Annotated in this window: 13 protein-coding genes and 1 tRNA gene; 12 read left to right on the forward strand and 2 right to left on the reverse strand. The window is 45.6% G+C overall.

Going from position 1 to position 19,965, the window contains the following annotated elements:
- Window positions 1-36 precede the first annotated feature (36 nt).
- From B5X68_RS23215 to B5X68_RS23230, 4 genes are all read left to right on the forward strand, one after another.
- Window positions 37-1,173: a T9SS type A sorting domain-containing protein gene (locus tag B5X68_RS23215; protein ID WP_082217143.1), complete on the forward strand. Its 1,137-nt coding sequence runs from the start codon at window positions 37-39 to the stop codon at window positions 1,171-1,173.
- A 75-nt stretch (window positions 1,174-1,248) separates the two neighbouring features.
- Window positions 1,249-2,484: a serine hydrolase domain-containing protein gene (locus B5X68_RS23220; protein ID WP_229208536.1), complete on the forward strand. Its 1,236-nt coding sequence runs from the start codon at window positions 1,249-1,251 to the stop codon at window positions 2,482-2,484.
- A gap of 61 nt (window positions 2,485-2,545) precedes the next feature.
- A complete protein-coding gene (gene nuoL / locus B5X68_RS23225) occupies window positions 2,546-4,504 on the forward strand; it encodes an NADH-quinone oxidoreductase subunit L (RefSeq protein WP_082217144.1) in 1,959 nt (652 codons plus the stop codon).
- 41 nt (window positions 4,505-4,545) lie between these two features.
- The gene (locus B5X68_RS23230) at window positions 4,546-6,213 is read left to right on the forward strand and encodes a complex I subunit 4 family protein (RefSeq protein WP_082217145.1); all 1,668 of its coding nucleotides are present in this window, start codon (window positions 4,546-4,548) and stop codon (window positions 6,211-6,213) included.
- 5 nt (window positions 6,214-6,218) lie between these two features.
- Here the strand turns inward: B5X68_RS23230 and B5X68_RS23235 are convergent, their stop codons facing one another.
- Window positions 6,219-7,346: an ATP-binding protein gene (locus B5X68_RS23235; RefSeq protein WP_082217147.1), complete on the reverse strand. Its 1,128-nt coding sequence runs from the start codon at window positions 7,344-7,346 to the stop codon at window positions 6,219-6,221.
- A 142-nt stretch (window positions 7,347-7,488) separates the two neighbouring features.
- A complete protein-coding gene (locus B5X68_RS23240; RefSeq protein ID WP_082217148.1) occupies window positions 7,489-7,899 on the reverse strand; it encodes a hypothetical protein in 411 nt (136 codons plus the stop codon).
- A 219-nt stretch (window positions 7,900-8,118) separates the two neighbouring features.
- On the opposite strand from B5X68_RS23240, the gene B5X68_RS23245 reads away from it, so the two are divergent.
- The 8 genes from B5X68_RS23245 to B5X68_RS23280 all read left to right on the forward strand — a co-directional run bounded on the left by B5X68_RS23245 (window position 8,119) and on the right by B5X68_RS23280 (window position 19,888).
- Window positions 8,119-9,234: an acyltransferase family protein gene (locus B5X68_RS23245; protein WP_082217149.1), complete on the forward strand. Its 1,116-nt coding sequence runs from the start codon at window positions 8,119-8,121 to the stop codon at window positions 9,232-9,234.
- Window positions 9,235-9,342: 108 nt separating this feature from the next.
- On the forward strand, window positions 9,343-10,050 hold the full coding sequence (locus tag B5X68_RS23250) for an ATP-binding cassette domain-containing protein (RefSeq protein ID WP_082217150.1): 708 nt from the start codon (window positions 9,343-9,345) through the stop codon (window positions 10,048-10,050).
- Window positions 10,051-10,240: 190 nt separating this feature from the next.
- On the forward strand, window positions 10,241-13,297 hold the full coding sequence (locus B5X68_RS23255) for a serine hydrolase domain-containing protein (protein ID WP_082217151.1): 3,057 nt from the start codon (window positions 10,241-10,243) through the stop codon (window positions 13,295-13,297).
- 79 nt (window positions 13,298-13,376) lie between these two features.
- A complete protein-coding gene (locus B5X68_RS23260) occupies window positions 13,377-17,021 on the forward strand; it encodes an Ig-like domain-containing protein (protein ID WP_082217152.1) in 3,645 nt (1,214 codons plus the stop codon).
- Window positions 17,022-17,139: 118 nt separating this feature from the next.
- The gene (locus B5X68_RS23265) at window positions 17,140-17,556 is read left to right on the forward strand and encodes a nucleoside deaminase (RefSeq protein WP_082217203.1); all 417 of its coding nucleotides are present in this window, start codon (window positions 17,140-17,142) and stop codon (window positions 17,554-17,556) included.
- Between the two features lie 63 nt (window positions 17,557-17,619).
- Entirely contained in the window at window positions 17,620-18,225 is a 606-nt protein-coding gene (locus B5X68_RS23270) for a superoxide dismutase (protein WP_082217153.1), read from the forward strand.
- Between the two features lie 115 nt (window positions 18,226-18,340).
- A tRNA-His gene (locus B5X68_RS23275) sits at window positions 18,341-18,416 on the forward strand.
- A gap of 251 nt (window positions 18,417-18,667) precedes the next feature.
- Entirely contained in the window at window positions 18,668-19,888 is a 1,221-nt protein-coding gene (locus B5X68_RS23280; RefSeq protein ID WP_082217154.1) for a site-specific integrase, read from the forward strand.
- Window positions 19,889-19,965 lie beyond the last annotated feature (77 nt).

The raw sequence follows: 19,965 nt of genomic DNA on the forward strand, positions 1-19,965 counted from the left end.
ATAAAGTAAATACTGTAAATCTTAAATTTCACGCACTTGAAAAAGAACATTAATTCTTTCCGAAACAGCATTATTTTGACTTTGTCAATGATGCTGTTTTTTGTTTTAAATGGTTTTGCCCAGGAAGCATTTAAAATCAAATGGTCGATGGATTACAGCCAAAGCGGCGTCTCCAATCATGCCAATTTCATCCCAACTGACGCCGTGCTGGCAGGTGGCGGTAATACGAATGCGCTTAATGGCGGTTACGGGCTAGGCGGCGCACTTGTGGCGGCTTATGTGGTGCGGCCCTGGCCCAACTCATTTTCAGATGGCCGTTATATGGAGTTCAAATTCACTGCCAAATCATTTAAATACAACATTACCAGCATTTCGCTGCGGTTAAGGCGGTCACCCGACGGGCCGAAGCAATTTAAAATCCGGACAAGTATGGATGGATTTGCTTCTGACCTCACGGCGTCCACGTTAGTCAACCCAAGCCAATTTTACACATTCTCGGTCCCGGCCGGGCTCAGTAACCTTTCGGAAAACACATTCACATTCCGCATTTACGGCTACGGCCCGACAAGCATTTACGGAACATTATGGTTCGACGAGATCATTGTGAATGGTGATGTGCTGGCCATTGTCCTTCCCCTGAACCTGACATTTTTCAAAGCGTTGGCCAGCGAAGGCAAAGCATTGCTTGCCTGGGAAACAACCTGGGAAAAGAACAGCAAAGAGTTCCTGATCGAGCGCAGCAACGACTTGATGGCATTTACAGAAATAGCGGCATTGCCAGCAAGTGGCGAAACGCAAGGCCGAACCCGCTATGAATTTACTGACGAAAAGCCAGCAACGGGAATTAATCAGTACAGGCTCAGAATGACTGATCAGGATGATCATTTTGTGTTTTCGGCCCTGGCGGATGTGCATATGCAAGCTGAAACCGGTTCGTTTTACATTGCTCCTAACCCCGCCTCAGCAACTAAAATTTCTGTTTTGGGGCAAAATATAAATCCTAAATCGTTAGAACTGACAAACCTGGCCGGTTTACGTATAGCCATCAAACACGAATTCAATGCGCAGGGGTTTATTGATTTATTTCCCGTTCAGGCACTTTTGCCGGGCTTATATTTATTGTCTTATCAAAAAAATGGCCGCAAAGAACATGCGAAAGTATTAGTTCGGTAAAATATTGTGCGCTTAATTTGTAATGCTTAAGTATAAAAATTGCCTGCGATTCATCGTTAGGAAAGCGACGTTCTGATGAAAATAAATGGCTTGAAGCCTATGTTGAAAAAAGTGCAGCCGAAAGTGTGGTGGGCGGCATTAGCTGTCCTGGTAATCCTTGTTGTTTCATGGGGATTGGTGAGAAAAAAGAAGTCGGGACCTGAGGAAATCATGGTCGACGGCAAGATGGTCTCCAAACTCGACCCTGTTCCCGTTAAAAATCCGGACGCCGCAACGCTTCTGAAAATTTCGAAGATCGAAGATATTTTCAGGCGCAAAAAAAGGGCCGGATTCAATGGTAACGTCCTTATCGTTCAGAAAGGACAGGTGCTTTATCAAAATTCATTTGGTTTTGCTCACCTTAAGAAAAAAGATACATTAAACAGCCATTCGCGATTTCAGCTTGCTTCGCTTTCCAAGCCGTTTACGGCCATTGCCATTCTCAAACTCGTGCAGGAAGGGCGTGTAAGTCTGGACGATTCCGTGCAGCGTTTTTTCCCTGATTTTCCTTATCACGGCGTGAAAGTGGATATGCTGCTGAGCCACCGCAGCGGGCTTCCCAATTACATTTATTCTTTTGATGACAGTGTGCGCCACGGCAAAAAATATCCTGATAACCTGGATATTATGGATTGGTATGCCAAAGTCGTCCCTACGCCTACGCCCTACAACCGCCCCGGGAGATCATTTAATTACTGCAATACCAATTACTGTGTGCTGGCCGCCATCGTCGAAAAAGTGTCCGGTGAAGATTTTGGAAGATATTTATATGACCAGATTTTCGCGCCGCTCGGCATGACCAACTCATTCCTGGTTACTGACACATCCAGCGCAGCCATGCAGTTCAGAACCGACGGGCATCAGTTTGGTCGCAAATTGGACAAGGATTATTATGATGATGTCGTCGGGGACAAAGGCTTATATTCCACAACGGGCGACATTTATAAGTTTTACAACGGCCTTTCTCAGGGTTTGCTGTTAGACAAAAAATTGCTTGATGAAGCGTTCAAACCAAGAAGTTTCGAAAGGGCCGGCATCCGGAATTATGGCTACGGCTTCCGTATGCACACAAAAGAGGATAACACACCGCGCTTCATTTACCACGGCGGCTGGTGGAAAGGTTACAACACCATGCTTTGGGTTTGCCCGGAAGATGAGGCGGTGATCATTGTGCTGGGAAATTCCTATAACCGTTCCACTTACGACCTCAAAGAACTGCTCGAAGTGATCCACGGACCAGGCAAAGTGGAGGAGATTGAGAAAGACATCTAGCATTGTTTGAATTCGGCCGCGAATTCAGGATATTTGCCGAAACAAACGAATTCCCGCATCTATGCCCGATTCTGCATACTTTTTACCTGCTTGTCTGCTGTTGGGATTGCCGTTTGTTGGTTTTCTTTTGCTCTGGCTGGCTGGAAAAGGTTTTAATAAAGCAGCAGGATGGGCGGGCGCTTTCATTACAGCATTCGGGCTGTCCGTCAGCATTTTATACGCAGATGCGCAATCCTTGCACATGGTCAGTTTTCACTGGCTTACGATCGGTGACACTTCCATTGACATTCCTTTTCGTTTTGATGCATTAACCTGCATTATGCTCATTATCGTGCACTTTGTGGCGCTGCTTGTGCAGTTTTACTCCACGGCTTACTTGCACGGAGACCCAAATCTGCACCGTTATTTCGCATTTATTCAGCTTTTTCTTTTCTCCATGATCGGCATTGTGCTTTCGGGCAGCTTGCTGGTAATGTATATTTTCTGGGAGTTGGTTGGGCTTTCTTCTTATCTGCTCATTGGTTTTTGGTATTTCAAACCGAGGGCCGTTTGGGCTGCGCAAAAGGCATTTGTGCTCAACAGGATCGGTGACGCAGCCTTCCTGACGGGCATATTAATGCTGTTTTACTATATTGGTTCTACCGACTTTGAGGTGCTTTCCTTAAAAATTGAATCATTAAATCCCGGAATTCTTACCGCAATCGGCCTGTGTCTTTTTGGCGGTTGTATGGGAAAATCGGCGCAGTGGCCACTCTCAGGCTGGTTACCGGATGCGATGGAAGGCCCCACGCCAGTTTCCGCACTCATTCACGCAGCCACAATGGTTGCAGCAGGGATTTTTTTATTGGCAAGAATTTCATTTTTACTCACGTTCGACGCCAAGCTGGTCATTACGATCATTGGCACCATTACCATGTTAATAGGAGCCATTAAGGCGACACAGGTTTGGGATATCAAGCGGGTTCTCGCCTATTCTACCATGTCGCAGCTGGGATTGATGGTGATTGCAGTTGGTTTTGGAAGCTGGCAAACTGCCCTTTTTCATCTGGCGACTCATGCTTTTTTCAAAGCAGGATTATTCCTTTCGGCCGGTTCCGTTATTCACGCCGTAACCCCGTCAGATCTGGGTTCCGATTTCGATTTGCAGGATATGCGCACGATGGGCGGTTTGCGCAAAGCATTGCCGATCACATTTGCATGCTTTTCAGTTTGTGCCGCAGCATTGGCCGGATTACCGTTCTTTTCAGGATTTTTATCCAAAGACGCAATCATTACCGAAGGGTTCTTGTGGGCGGCAGAATTAGGTCCATTGTTCTATATTTTTCCAATTGTCGTAATCCTTTCCGCAGGCCTGACAGCTTATTATATGACGAGGCAGCTTTGGCTGGTGTTTTTTGGAGAAAACAGGTTTAATGCTTCATACATTCACCCGCATGAATCTCCGGCAGTAATGTGGCTTCCCATGGTGATTCTGGCTGTTTTGTCGATCTTCATCTGGTTTTCCTGGAACCCATTTGATGCGGCAGGATGGTTTCTGGCATTCTTAGGGCAACATTCAGAAACGCATTTAGTTTGGGTCCCTGTTGTTGCCAGTTTGACGACATTCGTTTCCATTTTTCTTGCATACAGAGAAATTAAATCAGAAAATCCATTCGGTATCAATACGGTAAATGCTACTAATGCTCAGAATGTGCTGCAAAACTTCGTGTGGTTAAGGGATTATTCCAACACCCAGTACTTCATCATTCCTTTTGCATTCATTACAAAATATTTGAAAACATTCGAAAAGCGGATCATCGACTCGTTTGTGGACAGACTTGCCAAAGTAAGCGTTGTCCTGGGTCACCTTATCGGCTGGTTTGATCGCTTTTTTGTGGACGGCGGCGTGAATTTGCTGGTCTTTTCGATTAAATCCGGCGGGCAGGCAGTCCGTAATTTACAAAATGGCAAGATCCAGTCTTATTTCATTGTGACTGCCATGGGCGTGTTTTTATTGATATTGTGGCTGGTTATCCTGTAAAGCGGCTCACTAAACCGGTCACGATTTTAACTTAATGCTGAATGATTGATCATATACTGACATTACTTATTGCCATTCCCCTGCTGGGCGCAGCCGCCGTAGCGGTCTGGCCGGCCAAAAAACCTGAAAATTTCCGGATCATCGCACTGGTTGCATTGGCATTGGAGGTGATTATTTCGGTATTCCTATATATTTCTTTCGACAACCAAAACCCGGGCCACCAGCTCAGCGAGGTTACCGACTGGATAACTTTGCCAATCGGCGCATTAGGTGTAGTTTCTATTGATTATGCGCTTGCGGTGGATGGCATCAGCTTTCCGCTCGTGCTGTTGGCGGTGATCGTTCTTTTTGTAGGTGTGATCAGCTCGTGGAATGTCATTCAAAAGTCAAGGGCTTATTTTGCGCTTTATTTATTGCTTACAGGCAGCGTAATCGGCTGCTTTTTGGCACAGGACTTCTTTCTTTTTTACCTGTTTTTCGAATTCATGCTGCTGCCGATGTATTTTCTCATCGGATTATGGGGCGGCCCGAGGCGCGAGTATGCGGCATTGAAGTTCTTTATTTACACATTCTTCGGCTCGCTGCTGATTCTAATTGTCATGATCGCGCTGTACTTGTCGGTGATCGATCCGCTGGAAACCGCCAAAGTTGTAGGCATTTTGGGCATCGAAGATCCGATTCACCCCGACCTCATCGCACAGGTTCAGCAATGGCTGATCGACGGCAAGATCGCTCCCGAGCAGCTCGTTCACACATTCCGTTTCGCTTATTTAGCCGATCCTAACAATTACATTCCCGGCTCATTGCTGAGCACAGCTTCTGAATATCTGATTGGCAACATTCCTTTGCGGTTACTCGCATTCTGGTTCCTTTTTATCGGATTTGCTGTGAAATTGCCCGTCGTTCCCGTACACACATGGTTGCCCGATGCGCACGTAGAAGCGCCGACGCCTATTTCCGTTGTGCTGGCAGGGATTCTTTTGAAAATCGGCGGTTATGGTTTCATAAGGATTGTGGATGGATTTTTCCCATTCGAAGCGCAGTACAGTGCCATTCCCCTGGCTGTTTTAGGTATGATTTCCATTATTTACGGCGGGTTTAATGCATTGGGACAAAGCGACTTGAAAAAAATGATCGCCTACTCGTCTGTTTCGCACATGGGATTTGTGTTGCTTGGAATTGCAGCATTCACGGCCGAAGGCATTAACGGTGCCATTTATCAAATGGTAAGCCACGGCGTCCTTTCCGCCATGCTCTTTATCCTCACAGGCGTGGTTTACGACCGCACCCACGACCGCCGCATCGACCATTACCGCGGCCTCATCGCCGTCATGCCGCAGTACACGATCATTACCGGGATCGCTTTTTTCGCATCATTAGGACTTCCGGGATTCTCGGGTTTCGTAGGAGAACTTTTCACATTGATGGGCGCATTCCAATCCGAAGCATTGCCCGTCTGGATCCCGGCATTATCCACATTAGGCATAGTACTAGCAGCCGCATATTTCCTCTGGACCTACCAACGCATGTTCTTCGGCGCCTTCTGGTACAAAAACGGAAGCCTGCACGTCCTCTCCGATCTAACAAAAAGGGAAACAGCGATGCTGCTTCCCCTGGTTGTGTTGACGATATTATTGGGTTTACTTCCCGGAATTTTGTTTGATATGACCGGGCCGACGGTTGAGGCTTGGTTGGATGGGTTGCGGTAGAATTGTTATTTCCTTAAAAAATCATCCCGATTTTCCGGCGTTACAATCTCTGTCGTTGCCTGAGGGTAAGTCGTTAGGAATGTGGATGGGAAGCGTTGGTTTGCCTTAGCATTCCATTTAAATTCAACTGCACGTAAACCTGCTCCTGTCTGCTCTATATAGTCGACTTCCTGCTGTTGAGTAGTTCTCCAAAAATAGATTTTGGCATCAATCCCGTTTTCATTCAAAAATTTAACACGTTCGCTGATAATGTAATTTTCCCACAAGGCACCGATGTCCGTTCTATTCTTTAAGAGATTAAAATTATTTGTTACTGCATTAATGATGCCATTATCATAGAAATAGAGCTTTTTCCCTTTCTTGATCTCGTTGCGTAAATTTCCTGAAAATGCAGGCACGGAAAATAGAACAAAGGCCTTTTCCAATAAGTTGATATACTTTTCAACTGTCTTATTATCCGCCTGAACCAGACGGCCAATTTCGGTAACATTCACTTCGCTACCCACCTGTAATGCAATTGCTTTAACTATCTTTTCCAATAATGCTGGCTTTTTAATTTGTTCCAGCATCAAAAGATCTTTATATAAATAGCTGTTAGCAATTAGTTTGAGATGCTTTTCCGCATTGTTTGGATCAACAATAATTTCAGGGTATGAGCCGTAAATCAGACGTTGCTCCAAAAGTCGTTGCTCATTCAGGAAGTCGGTATATTTCACTAGCTCATTGTAAGATAGTGGCAACAGCTGCATTTCATAGCGCCTGCCGGTGAGCGGCTCATTAATGCTCCCGGCTAATTCGAATGATGAAGAGCCTGTGGCTATGACTTGAACAGCCTCAAATTTGTCTACAATAATTTTAAGGACAAGACCTATTTCTGGAATTCGCTGGGCCTCATCAATAAATACGATTTCATTATCGCCGATTAGCCTTTCTAAAAATGCTGAATTCGGACGGACAAATAACTCACGTATGTCCGCTTCGTCGCCATTTAAGCGTAATGTCTTTCTCGAAACCGAGGCAAGCAATTGCTCTGAAAAAGTCGTTTTCCCAGCCTGTCTCGGCCCATATATGATAAATGCTTTTCCCTTGAAAAGGTGGCTACGCGCGTAGTCAAGTTGATTTCTGTCTATCATTGCTTCCTGTATTTACCATAAAGATAGAAATAGCAGGATTCAAATCCATAATAATTATAATATTTAGGGATTTGAATCCTTGAAAACCATAATATCCAAGGATTAAAATCCCTAATAACCATAATAATTAAGGATTACCCATTCATTTCCCGAATATCTGATCCAGGCTAAACCTCCCCTTCTTAGCCAACGCCTGCAATGTTTCTTGCTGTTCCGGCGTGAGGACTTCTATGATTTCTTGTCTTTTTTCTTCGGCTAGTCTTTTGTGGTCCCGGCGTTTGGCTTCGTCGTTTCTGGATAGTTTGCGATCCATTCGCGCGTAGCGACGGTCGATTTTCTTTAATTGTTTTTGTTGGCGTTTGCTGAGATTGAGCTCTTCTGCGAAGCGATCGAGGTTTTTTTCCAGGCGGCGGTTGTTGAGTTTGGTGTTGGCTACGGGCTCTTCGTTGCGGTAAGCCTCGTCATTATCTGATGTATTTGCGGTGTTGGACGTGGCGCAGCCAGTGAAAAACAAGGTCGCAGCCATCAGGCTTAACATTAAGATTCTTTTCATGGGGTGAATTTGGAGTTAAAAATATTGATGCTTATAACGCAACTCCGCGGCGATGATATATAACCCTAGCCAATACTTATATGTATTTTCAAATAAATGTAGTTTTGCCGGAAAGTATAAATAGTATTTTTTGCAATCTTTACAGTAATTGTAATTAGCTTTTATTCCAAACTATGTCCCTTTTACCAAATTTTATTTCTCTTTACCCTACTTTATCAAATGAAAGATAGTCCTTCGCCGCAGAGGTTGTTATCCCTGGATACATTGCGTGGTTTTGACATGTTTTGGATTTCAGGTGGCGAAGAAATTTTCGCAGTGCTCGCAAAAGTTACCGGTTGGTCCTGGGCCATTTTCATGGCACACCAATTCACCCATCCCGACTGGAACGGTTTCCGTGCCTACGACCTGATCTTTCCGACATTTTTATTCATGGCCGGTGTTTCCGCTCCGTTTTCGCTGGGCAGCCGACTGGAAAAAGGCATTCCGCCTTCCGAACTGATCCGAAAAGTGATCCAGCGCGGATTAATCCTGGTTTTGCTGGGCATCATTTATAACAATGGTTTATTTCAAACGGAGTGGGAAAACATGCGTTACCCGAGCGTTCTGGCACGGATCGGGTTAGCGGGAATGTTTGCCCAGATCATTTATTTATACACCGAAAAAAGAACGCGCTGGATCTGGTTTGCCGCGATTCTGATTGGTTACTATCTGTTTATGAAATTTTATCCGGTTCCGGGCTGCGGCGCTGGATTGCTTACCATTGAATGCAATCCGGCGAGTTACATCGATAAGATGATCATTCCAGGGCGGCTGCATTTAAAAATACACGACCCTGAAGGTCTGGTTTCCACTATTCCGGCCATTGCGACGGGTTTAATGGGCATTTTTGCGGGTGAGCTTTTGCGGACAAGTGAAGAGGTGATCTCAAAAAACAATAAAGTTGTTTACCTGGTTTTTGCCGGCATTATCAGTTTGCTAGTATGCGTCGTTTGGGATTACTTTTTCCCGATTAATAAGAATTTGTGGACGAGTTCGTTCGTGCTTTGTGCAGGTGGGTTCAGTACATTGTTGCTGGCGCTGTTCTACTGGATCGTGGACGTGTTGAATTACCGGAAATGGACATTGTTTTTCGTAGTAATCGGGATGAATTCAATCGTGATTTATATGATCGGCAGCTACATTAACTTCAATTACACGGCGCAGGCACTATTCGGAGGCATACTAAGCTATTTCCCACACACCATTGAAGCAGTAGGAGAAGTAATCGCCTATATCATGGTCCAGTGGGCGTTTATGTATCTTTTGTTCAGGAATAAGCTATTTTTGAAGGTGTAAAATTAATGAGTGAATGAGCGAGTGAGTGAATGAGTGAACAAAAAATCACATTCATTCACTTATTAAACCATTCACTCATTCACAATTCACTCATTCACTCATTAAATAATGTCAATAACCGTCTCCAACCTTACCAAACTCTACGGAACGCAGTGTGCGATCGATGGCATTTCTTTTAGCTTAAAAAAGGGAGAAATCGTTGGTTTCCTGGGCCCTAACGGAGCGGGGAAATCCACGACGATGAAAATACTGACCGGCTATCTCAAAGCGTCGGATGGATCGGCCAAAGTGTCTGATTATGACGTTGCTCGGGAGCCGATGCCGGCGCGCAGGACAATAGGATATTTGCCAGAGCATAACCCGCTTTATCTGGATATGTATGTAAGCGAATTCCTCCTTTTTTCAGGAAAATTGTATGGCATGAAGTCGGCGGAATTGCGTGCGCGGGTGGACGAAGTTATTGCATTGTGTGGGCTTGAAGTGGAGAAACGCAAGAAGATCAGCCAGCTTTCAAAAGGATACCGGCAGCGGGTCGGACTTGCACAATCATTTTTGCATAATCCCTCTGTACTGATCCTGGACGAACCCACTACCGGACTGGATCCCAATCAGATACAGGAAATCCGGGACGTGATCAGGAACGCGGGCAAAGATAAAACGGTGCTTTTTTCAACCCACATTATGCAGGAAGTGGAAGCGCTATGCGATCGGGTTATCATTATTAATAAGGGAAAAGTAGTGAGTGACAGCTCACTGGACGAGCTTCGGAAAACAGGAGACTCACTGGAAGACATTTTCAGAAGCCTGACCCGATAACGTTTGGATCAAAGTGAATTTGAAATGCTTAAATCGCGAAGATCAAATATTAGAATTGCATTAAAACAATTTTTTTTCGGATTTATTCCGACCATAATTTGTTATTATTGTAACCTTTGTTAAATTCAATTGAAGCAGTGCAAAAGTCAGATAACCTAACATTCCCTCGTTAAAATCAGTAGTTCGAAGTATGAAAAATTGGTTGTTAAGCCGGTTTCGTTTAGTTGCAAGTGTGGTCTTTCTGGTTATTATAACTTCAATGGTTTCCGTTGCCTGGAAGCGCATTCGGGTTTTTGAAGAGCCTGTTACAGCATTGCCGGAAACCGTAAAGCAGCCCGTCAAAAAAGTAAAGAAAAGGCTGGATCCTGTGCTTGTATTGCCTGAAAATGAGTGGGTGGATAGCACATTAAAGTCTTTGAGCATTGAACAAAAAATCGGCCAGCTTTTCATGGTGGCTACATTCTCCAATCGCGACGAATCTCACTACAAATACATTGACCGCCTGATCAGCGATTTCCACATCGGTGGCCTGATATTCTTTCAGGGCGGCCCGGTAGGACAAGCGCAGCTGACCAACCGCTACCAATCGCATTCCAACATTCCCTTATTTATTGGCATTGACGGCGAATGGGGCCTGGGCATGCGCCTCGACAGCACCATTTCATTTCCAAAACAAATGGTGCTCGGATCCATCCAGGACGACGCGCTTGTTTACAAAATGGGCAGCGATATTGCCAGACAATGCACCCGTCTTGGGATACAAATCAATTTTGCACCGGTTTCGGACATTAACAGTAATCCTGGCAATCCGGTGATCGGTATACGTTCGTTTGGTGAAGACCGAGACAATGTAACGCGCAAAGCGATTGCTTACATGAAGGGTTTGCAGCACAATAAGATCATCGCGACCGCAAAACACTTCCCCGGCCACGGCGATACGGACGCAGATTCGCATTTTACATTGCCTGTTCTCACGCATTCCATTGACAAGCTTACAGAAACAGATCTTTATCCATATCGGGCCATGATCGCCGACAGCTTAATGGGCGTATTGAATGGTCATTTGTATATTCCAGCACTGGATAGCACGCCTAATCTGGCCAGCTCCCTTTCCGAAAAAGTGGTTAGCGGCCTGTTACGCAAAGATCTTGGCTTTCGCGGATTGGTTTTCACCGATGCCATGAACATGCGAGGCGTTTTGAAAACGGGAAAAGCCGCAGAAGTTAACCTGAAAGCATTGATCGCCGGAAACGACATTCTTCTTTATCCGGAAAGCATTGCCGAAACAGTTGCAAAAATCAAGGACGCGATTGATTCAAAAAGAATCAGTGAAAAGATCATTGATGACAAGGTAAAACGCATTTTGCAAGCCAAATACTGGTCGGGACTGAGCCAGTACGAACCGATTGACACCAACAATCTTTACGCAGACCTGAACACCGAAAAGAGCAAGGAATTGTATCGCGAGTTGTGCGAAGCATCAATTACGGTTGTGAAAAACAATAATGACCTGCTGCCGATTGGCTCGGTTATTGATGATAAAATGGCTTCTGTGAGCATTGGGGATGGAAGCAGCGTAGCATTTCAGAAAATGCTATCAACCTACAAACCGATGCGGTCCTACACTTTCTATGACGGGCCTTCGTCGCAAGCGCAGATCTCGGAAATGGTTGGCTATTTAGAGCCTTACAACACGGTGATTGTGGATGTGCACGGTTTAACTTCCAACCCAAAAAGCAATTACGGGGTTACGACGGGCATGGTGGATTTTGTAAACCAATTGAAGCAATTGAACAAGAAAGTGATCCTATGCTTGTTTGGAACACCATATAGCATTCAATTTTTCCCTGAAACGGATGCGCTGATCTGCGCAAGCCAGGATGGTAAGGATCAGCAGGAAATTGTTCCCCAAATCATTTTTGGTGCATTAAAATCACAAGGCCGCTTGCCGGTTTCGGTGCTTTCGTATAAAGCAGGAAGCGGCGTAACCACGACTACGATCAACAGGATCGCCTTTGGAACGCCGGAAAGTGTGGGCATGGACGGCAGTTCACTGAAAAGAATTGACGATCTGGCGACAGCCGCAGTGAATGATCATGTATTTCCGGGTTGCGAAGTTTTGGTAGCCCGAAAAGGGAAGATCATTTATGACAAACAATTCGGCGGCCTCAATTATCGCACGCCCGACCGTGTGACTTCGGAGACAATTTATGATCTTGCGTCTGTGACTAAGGTTTCGGCCACATTGCAGGCGGTGATGCTTTTGTACGATCGCAAACAAATCGATTTAGACCAAAAGGCGTCGACCTATCTGCCTGAATTGATGGGCACCAATAAGCAAAATTTCACGGTCAGGGATCTACTTTTGCACAGATCGGGCCTGGTTTCATTTTATCCGCCGCTTTGGGACAGGACCAAAACCAGCGCGGGTGGCTTGCTTCCTGAATATTACAGTTCCAAAGCGGATACATCTTATTATTTGCAAGTTGCACCGAAGCTTTTCGCCAAAGGCGCCATGCGCGATTCGGTGTGGAAATGGGTTGTGGAGTCGCCCATGAACAACCGCAAAGAAAGATCGGGCAGTTACGGCTATCTGTACAGCGACCTTGGTTTTCTTACGTTACAAAAGATCGTTGAAAAAGTAACCGGCCAGCCGCTCGATATTTTCGTTTCTGCCAACATTTACGAGCCATTGGGCCTTGCCTATCTTGGTTTTAACCCGCTGCGCCGTTTTTCAGAAAAACAAATCGCGCCTACCGAGCAGGATTACCGTTTCAGGAATCAGTTGCTTCAAGGCACTGTGCACGATCAGATGTCGGCCATTGTAGGCGGCGTTGCCGGACATGCAGGGCTTTTCGGGACTGCGCGCGATCTTGCGATTTTATTCCAAATGAATCTTTGGAAAGGGAATTACGCTGGCCGCAGATACTATGAAAATGCAACTGTTCCCATGTTTTCAAGAGTTTATGATGAATCGCATCACCGCGGCTTAGGCTGGGATAAAGCCCCGATCGATGGAAATAGTTCTTACGTATCGCCACAGGCGTCTGTAAATTCTTTTGGTCACACAGGCTTCACCGGGACTATGATTTGGATAGATCCGGAAGAAGATCTGGTATTTATTTTTCTCTCCAACCGTGTCAATCCCGACGCCGAAAACACTGCTATTACCACGCAGCGCACACGTCGCAAAATTCAGGATGTAGTCTATAGTTCACTTATTGAAAGGAAAAGCGAGCTTCCTTAATCGAGTCGAAAGTGTATTTGAAAAATATCTCTAACTTTACCAGTCAAACAGGTTAGCGGAAAGATATTAAGACATTTACATGAAAAGAACATTTATTAAAAAGAGTATTTTTACAATTCTGGCTGCGATTTTAAGCGTCGCAAATTCATTCGGCCAGACAGCGATTACCACGGGTGCCCTTAACCCGACAGAGGTTTGTGCAGGCGGAAATGTTACTGTTCCCTTTACTACAACCGGCACTGTTGCCCCATTAACCAACTTTATTGCTCAACTATCAGATGCCGCCGGAGCGTTTACCTCGCCGGTTAACATTGGTTCCGCCGACGCATCGCCCATTACCGCAACCATTCCTGCCGGCACAGCCGCCGGCGCTGCATATAAGGTTCGAGTTATTTCGGTATTAGTAGCAGTTACAATCGCCACCGGTTCCGAAAGCGCCGCGCTGAAAGTGAATGCTATTCCGGCAAAACCCACGGTGACTTCGCCGGTTGCTTACGAAGTAGGCGACAAAGCCGTTGCACTAGCCGCAACCGGCACAGGCCTGAAATGGTATGACGCAGCAACCGGAGGCGAAGGAGCGACAAAAATCCCAGTCCCTGACACCAAAACGGAGGGAACACAAAATTTTTTCGTAAGTCAAACAGTCGGTGGATGCGAAAGCGCGCGGTCTGAAATTGTTGTGAATGTTACTAAAACGGTTTGTACGCCGCCGGCGAAGCCAACTGTTTCTAATCAAAGCTATACGCTTAATGCTGATGCTGATCCATTATCGGCCACGCCAACCACTGGTTTGCTTTGGTATACTGCTGAAATGGGCGGGACTGGGTCACCAACTGCGCCAACACCTTCCACAAACACTGTTGGAACAAAAAGTTATTATGTAAGCCGGACGGTGGCTGGATGCGAAAGCGAACGGGCTGAAATTGTGGTTACTGTTACGGCATGTGTTCCGCCAAAAGCACCGGACGCTACTAATGTTTCTTATTGCATCAATGAAGCAACCAACGCATTAACGGCAACTGGGACAGCGTTAAAATGGTATAGTGCAGCTTCTGGTGGCGCCCCACTAGGCGCCGCTCCGAAACCCTCAAGCGCATCGGCGGGAACTACATCCTATTACGTAACCCAGACAGTTGGAGGATGTGAAAGTCCAAGAGCCGAAATCAAGGTGACCATTACACAGACTGCGCCTCCTACTGTCGAAAACCTGGATTACTGCTTAAATGCAACTGCACCTACATTAACCGCAACCGGAAGTAACCTGAAATGGTATACTGCTTCGTCAGGAGGAACCGGATCAGCTTCTGCGCCGACACCAACAACCAATTCACTGGGCACAAAAAGCTATTTCGTAAGTCAAACAGTGGGTGACTGCGAGAGCGCCAGAAGCGAGATAAAGGTGACTGTCAAAAACGTATCTCCTTTGCCGACGGTGACTTCACCAATTAATTTGTGCCAAAACACAGATACAGCACCGCTTAAAGCGACTGGGACTGCATTGCAATGGTATACTGTTGCAACAGGCGGAAATGGCTCCTCAACAGCGCCTTCTCCAAATACTGCAACTGTCGGCACAACAAGTTATTATGTAAGCCAAACATCAGCCGGACTGTGCGAAGGACCAAGAGCGAAAATTGACGTGATCATTAAAGACACGCCAGCTACTCCGACTGTCACTTCTCCAATAGAATATTGTGTAGGTGAAACTCCCAAAACGCTTACTCCTGCTGGCCCGACATTCAAATGGTATTCTGCGACCAACGATGTAACAGGGAATACCACGCCTCCTACTCCAAAAACAACAACAGCAGGCACGACGACTTTTTATGTTACTCAGTCAACCACATACGGTTCGCTCGTATGCGAAAGTTCACGTGCTGACGTTAACGTTGTGGTAAATGCTAGACCTGCGGCATTGCCAACAGTATCCGAGGCATTTTGCCAGGAGCGTGCAGATAAATCCTACACATTTGAAGCGCAACCTGCTGCCGGAAACACTGTAAACTGGTATACTTCCGCTTCTGGTGGAACCGCTTCCAAGACTGCACCTTCAATAAACTTGAAAAACGCAGGCGAAACGACCTTCTACGCAACGCAGGTATCCAAAACTTGTGAAAGCCCGACAAGAGTAGCTCAGAAAGTACGCGTAAAAGCATTGCCTGGATTACCAACAATCGATAAACCACTGGTTGAAATTTGCCAGTTCGTTGCAGCGCAGCCATTGTCCGCAAAACCGGTAACAAACGGAATCCTTAAATGGTACGGAACAAATGCGACGGGCGGCGATGCAAGTGACAATGCGCCAGTTCCATCCACTGCAGAAGGTGGGACGACTTCTTACTTTGTAGGCCAGGCTTTGGAAGGATGTGTTGGTGACCGTGCAAAAATTGATGTTAAAATCAATACAACACCAAAACCTCAGACAACAACGCAACTTGCATATTGCCAGAATGAAGTTGCTCCAAGACTGGATGCAACAGGATCTATTTTGAAATGGTATCGCAATGCAAGTGATACTGATTTTCAGGGTGTTCCATTTACGCCTTTCACTGAAAAAGTACAGGATTACTCATTCTTCGTGACCCAAACCGGCTCCAATGGCTGCGAAAGTCCAAAAGAAGAGATCAAAATCCACATTAAGGCATTGCCATCCGCAACAGTCTCAGGCAGCTCCACCATTGACCTCGGACAAACGGCGACGATCAGGATCCGATTTACAGGTGATGGACCTTGGATCTATGCGCTTTCAGATGGTACAACCGATACAACAGACCAGCAAAATCACGAAATTCAGGTGAAGCCAACCACTACAACCACTTATTTGCTTACCAATGTGGCCAATGCCTGCGGTAAAGGTTTGCCCATCGGAAGCGCTCTGGTAACAGTGAAAATTCCGACCATTAATTCGGGTAACCCATCTGTGGCAGAGGCTTGCGCAGGTAAAACATTCAATGTGCCATTCCAGCAATCGGGCGATTTCCCTGCTGAAAACACATTTAAAGTGCAGATCGCAACGGAGAATACGGATGCCAAATTTAAAAGCATTCCATCTGTCGCCTCATCCAGCCTGATAACAGCAACATTGCCCGACACCACGCTTGCAGGAAGTTATTACGTGCGGGTTGTGAGTTCAGGGACCAATCCTGAATTTACCGTAAAAGGCAGTGTGAGCTCGATTACCATTACAGCGAGCCCGCTTCCCATTGCTACAATCACAGGCACGCAGACCATTTTAGTAGGCGATAAAGCGGACATGAAAATTGAAACCACCGGAAAAGCACCGTGGACATTTACATTGAGCAACGGCACAAAGGATTCGCTTATCACCGCTGCAGTAACTCCCTACACATTTAAACTGGCGCCAAGAGTAACTACAACTTACACCATTTCGAAGGTGACCAACGGCTGCGGAACCGGTAAAGGAGCCGGCAGTGCACGCGTCCAGGTTGACCCAATCCTCGGTGTAGAACCGCCTGCATCAGCAGACTGGGTGAAGGTTTATCCTACGCTTGTCACATCGCAATGCACAGTAGAGTTAACAGGAACAGTATCGCCGAAAGAAGCCCGCGCAGAAGTTATTGACCTGACTGGGCGTTCACGAGCAGTGAAGACGATCAACCAGAAAACAACAGAAGTTGATTTTTCATCTTATCCTTCGGGACTTTACTTATTGAGGATTACAAACGGAAATAAGAATACAGTTTGGCGCGTTATGAAGCCTTAATTTTAGATAAAAAAAACACCAAACGGGACATTTATTGCTTAGCGATGAATGTCCCGTTTTCATTAAACAACGGACTTATACATTGAATATCCAGGCAGACATTCTCGATAATTACTTCATGGCGGAAGCGATGCGACAAGCTGAGAAGGCGTATGAAGAAGGTGAAATTCCGGTCGGTGCTGTGGTTGTAATTGGCGAACGCATTATTGGTAAAGGTTATAATCAAACTGAAAAACTGAACGACGTAACTGCTCATGCTGAGATGATTGCGATTACCGCCGCATCTGATAACCTTGGTTCAAAATACCTTTCGGATTGCACATTGTATGTAACGCTTGAACCTTGCGTGATGTGTGCCGGCGCGCTTTATTGGACTCAGATGAACCGCGTTGTCTTTGGTGCAGCCGATGAAAAACGCGGCTTTGCAAGGCTTGGCAAAGTTATTTTACATCCTAAAACAAGTCTGACAACCGGAATTTTGGCTCGGGAATCGCAGGAACTGCTGCTCAAATTTTTTAAGAAATTAAGAACATAAAGCCTTTTTCTGCTGTTAGCCAACTGATACAGTACATTTTTTAATCATTAAACTACACTGAAAATGGCATTTACACTAGATCCCTTACCTTACGCAAACAATGCATTGGAGCCGCATATCGATGCATTGACCATGGAGATACATCACGACCGTCACCATCAGGCATATGTTACCAATTTGAATGCAGCGGTAGCAGGCACTGAACTGGAAGGCAAAAGCATAGAAGAAATTATCTCAAACATCAGCAAAGCGCCAGCACCTGTACGTAACAATGGCGGTGGTCACTGGAACCACGCATTTTTCTGGAAATCACTTTCTCCAAACGGAGGCGGCGAACCAACAGGTGAATTGGCACAAGCGATCACAGCGAAATTCGGCTCATTCCAGGCATTCAAAGATGAGTTCAAAAAAGCAGCAACAGGCCGTTTCGGCTCAGGATGGGCATGGCTTATTAAATCCGGCGACGGCGTAGCGATCACTTCTACACCAAACCAGGACAACCCATTGATGGACATTGCAGAGGCAAAAGGAACGCCTATCATTGGTTTGGATGTGTGGGAACACGCTTATTATCTGAAATATCAAAACAAGCGCCCGGATTATATCGACGCATACTGGAACGTAGTGGACTGGAAAGCCGCTGACGCTCTTTATGTTGGAGCGAAATAAGGGTTGAAAATATAGATTGAGGTTTGAAGGTTGAAAAAAAAGTGCACTGTTAGCCTTGCAACCTTCAAACCTTTTCCTAATTTTGTGTCCTCGAAAGGGGTTCTCCCCTCAGAACGGAGGTTGTAGCTCAGTCGGTTAGAGCGCTAGATTGTGGTTCTAGAGGTCGCGGGTTCGAGACCCGTCTCCCTCCCTTGAAATAAGTTCAAAGTCAAACAAAATGCCTGTAAATCAATGATTTGCGGGCATTTTTGTTTTTCAGATCATATCAAAAAATGCAAAAATTCCCATGTTTCCAGTGAGTCTTTCGTGTAGTTCACTCACTTTGAGAAAAAGACTCACTGGAAACGGCCTAACAAATTGATTGACAACATGTTCACCGCATGGACATCTTGATTGGCAAGCGTGGTAATTCGATATTTAACCACTTTTAAACGCTTGTGTTATGTTGGAGAAAACATTCGGCCTGCTTTTCTATTTAAAGCCCGCCAGAAATCAAAAAGGAACAGTTCGCTACGTTTACCTGCGAATTACCGTCGACGGCAAAGTCGCCGAGCTATCTACCAAGAAGTTATGGAATACGGAAAGGTGGAATTCCTCAGCCGGGCGACCAGCCGGAAACAAGGAAGATGCAAAGACGCTTAATGCATATTTGGACTTGCTCACGGCGAAGGTTTACCAAGCCAAGAAAATTCTTACCGAGGATGACAAAGAAATTTCTGCCGAAGGCTTGAAAAACATTTTGCTTGGCAAAAGCAATGAGACCCGCACCATTCTTGAAGTCTTTGAGCATCACAATGAGCAGATGGAAGCACTCGTCGGTCAAGAGTTCGCACCACTCACTTTAAAGCGTTACAAGACTGCAAAAGAACATACTGCCTCCTTCATCAAATGGAAGTATAAGAAGGATGACATGGCGATCAAAGACCTAAACTATGAATTCATTACCGAATTCAACTTCTGGCTTCGTAGTGCGCGGGGTTGCAATCATAACTCGGCAATCAAGTATATGAGCAATCTAAAAAAGGTGGTGTTGATTTGCGTCAATAATAAGTGGTTGAAAAAAGATCCGTTTCAAGGGTTCAAGCTGACGAAGAAAGAAGTTGTCAAGAATCCGCTATCAAGGGAGGAGCTGAAACGACTTACTGAGAAAGTGTTCGAAGTTGAAAGAATCGGCCAGGTGCGGGATATCTTTCTATTCTGCTGCTACACTGGGTTGGCTTATGTAGACGTGAAGCAATTGAAGACGACGGATATTGTTGTGGGCATGGATGGCGAGCCGTGGATTGATACCACTCGCCAGAAAACGGATGCGCCTACACGTATTCCACTTTTGGATACGGCGCTGGAAATTATTGAGAAGTATAAGGATCATCCTCAATGCTGTGCGGCTGGCGTTGTGCTGCCGGTGCTGAGTAACCAGAAGATGAATGCTTATTTGAAAGAGATTGCCAATCTGTGCGGAATTTCCAAGACGTTGACCTTTCATATTGCGCGGCATACGTTTGCTACAACTGTGACGCTGAGTAATAAGGTGCCGATTGAGACGGTTTCCAAAATGCTGGGGCACCGGTCTTTGAAGCAGACAATGATTTATGCTAAAATACTGGATGTGAAGATTAGTGAGGATATGAAGGGGTTGCGAGAGCGGTTGAAGGGGCTATAAAATTTAAGACGATTTAATCGTCTTTTTTACTAAATTTGTATGGAGTTGTAGCTCAGCAAGGTCAGAGCGCTCGGTTT

The organism is Dyadobacter psychrophilus (assembly GCF_900167945.1).
Classification (GTDB): Bacteria; Bacteroidota; Bacteroidia; order Cytophagales; family Spirosomataceae; genus Dyadobacter; species Dyadobacter psychrophilus.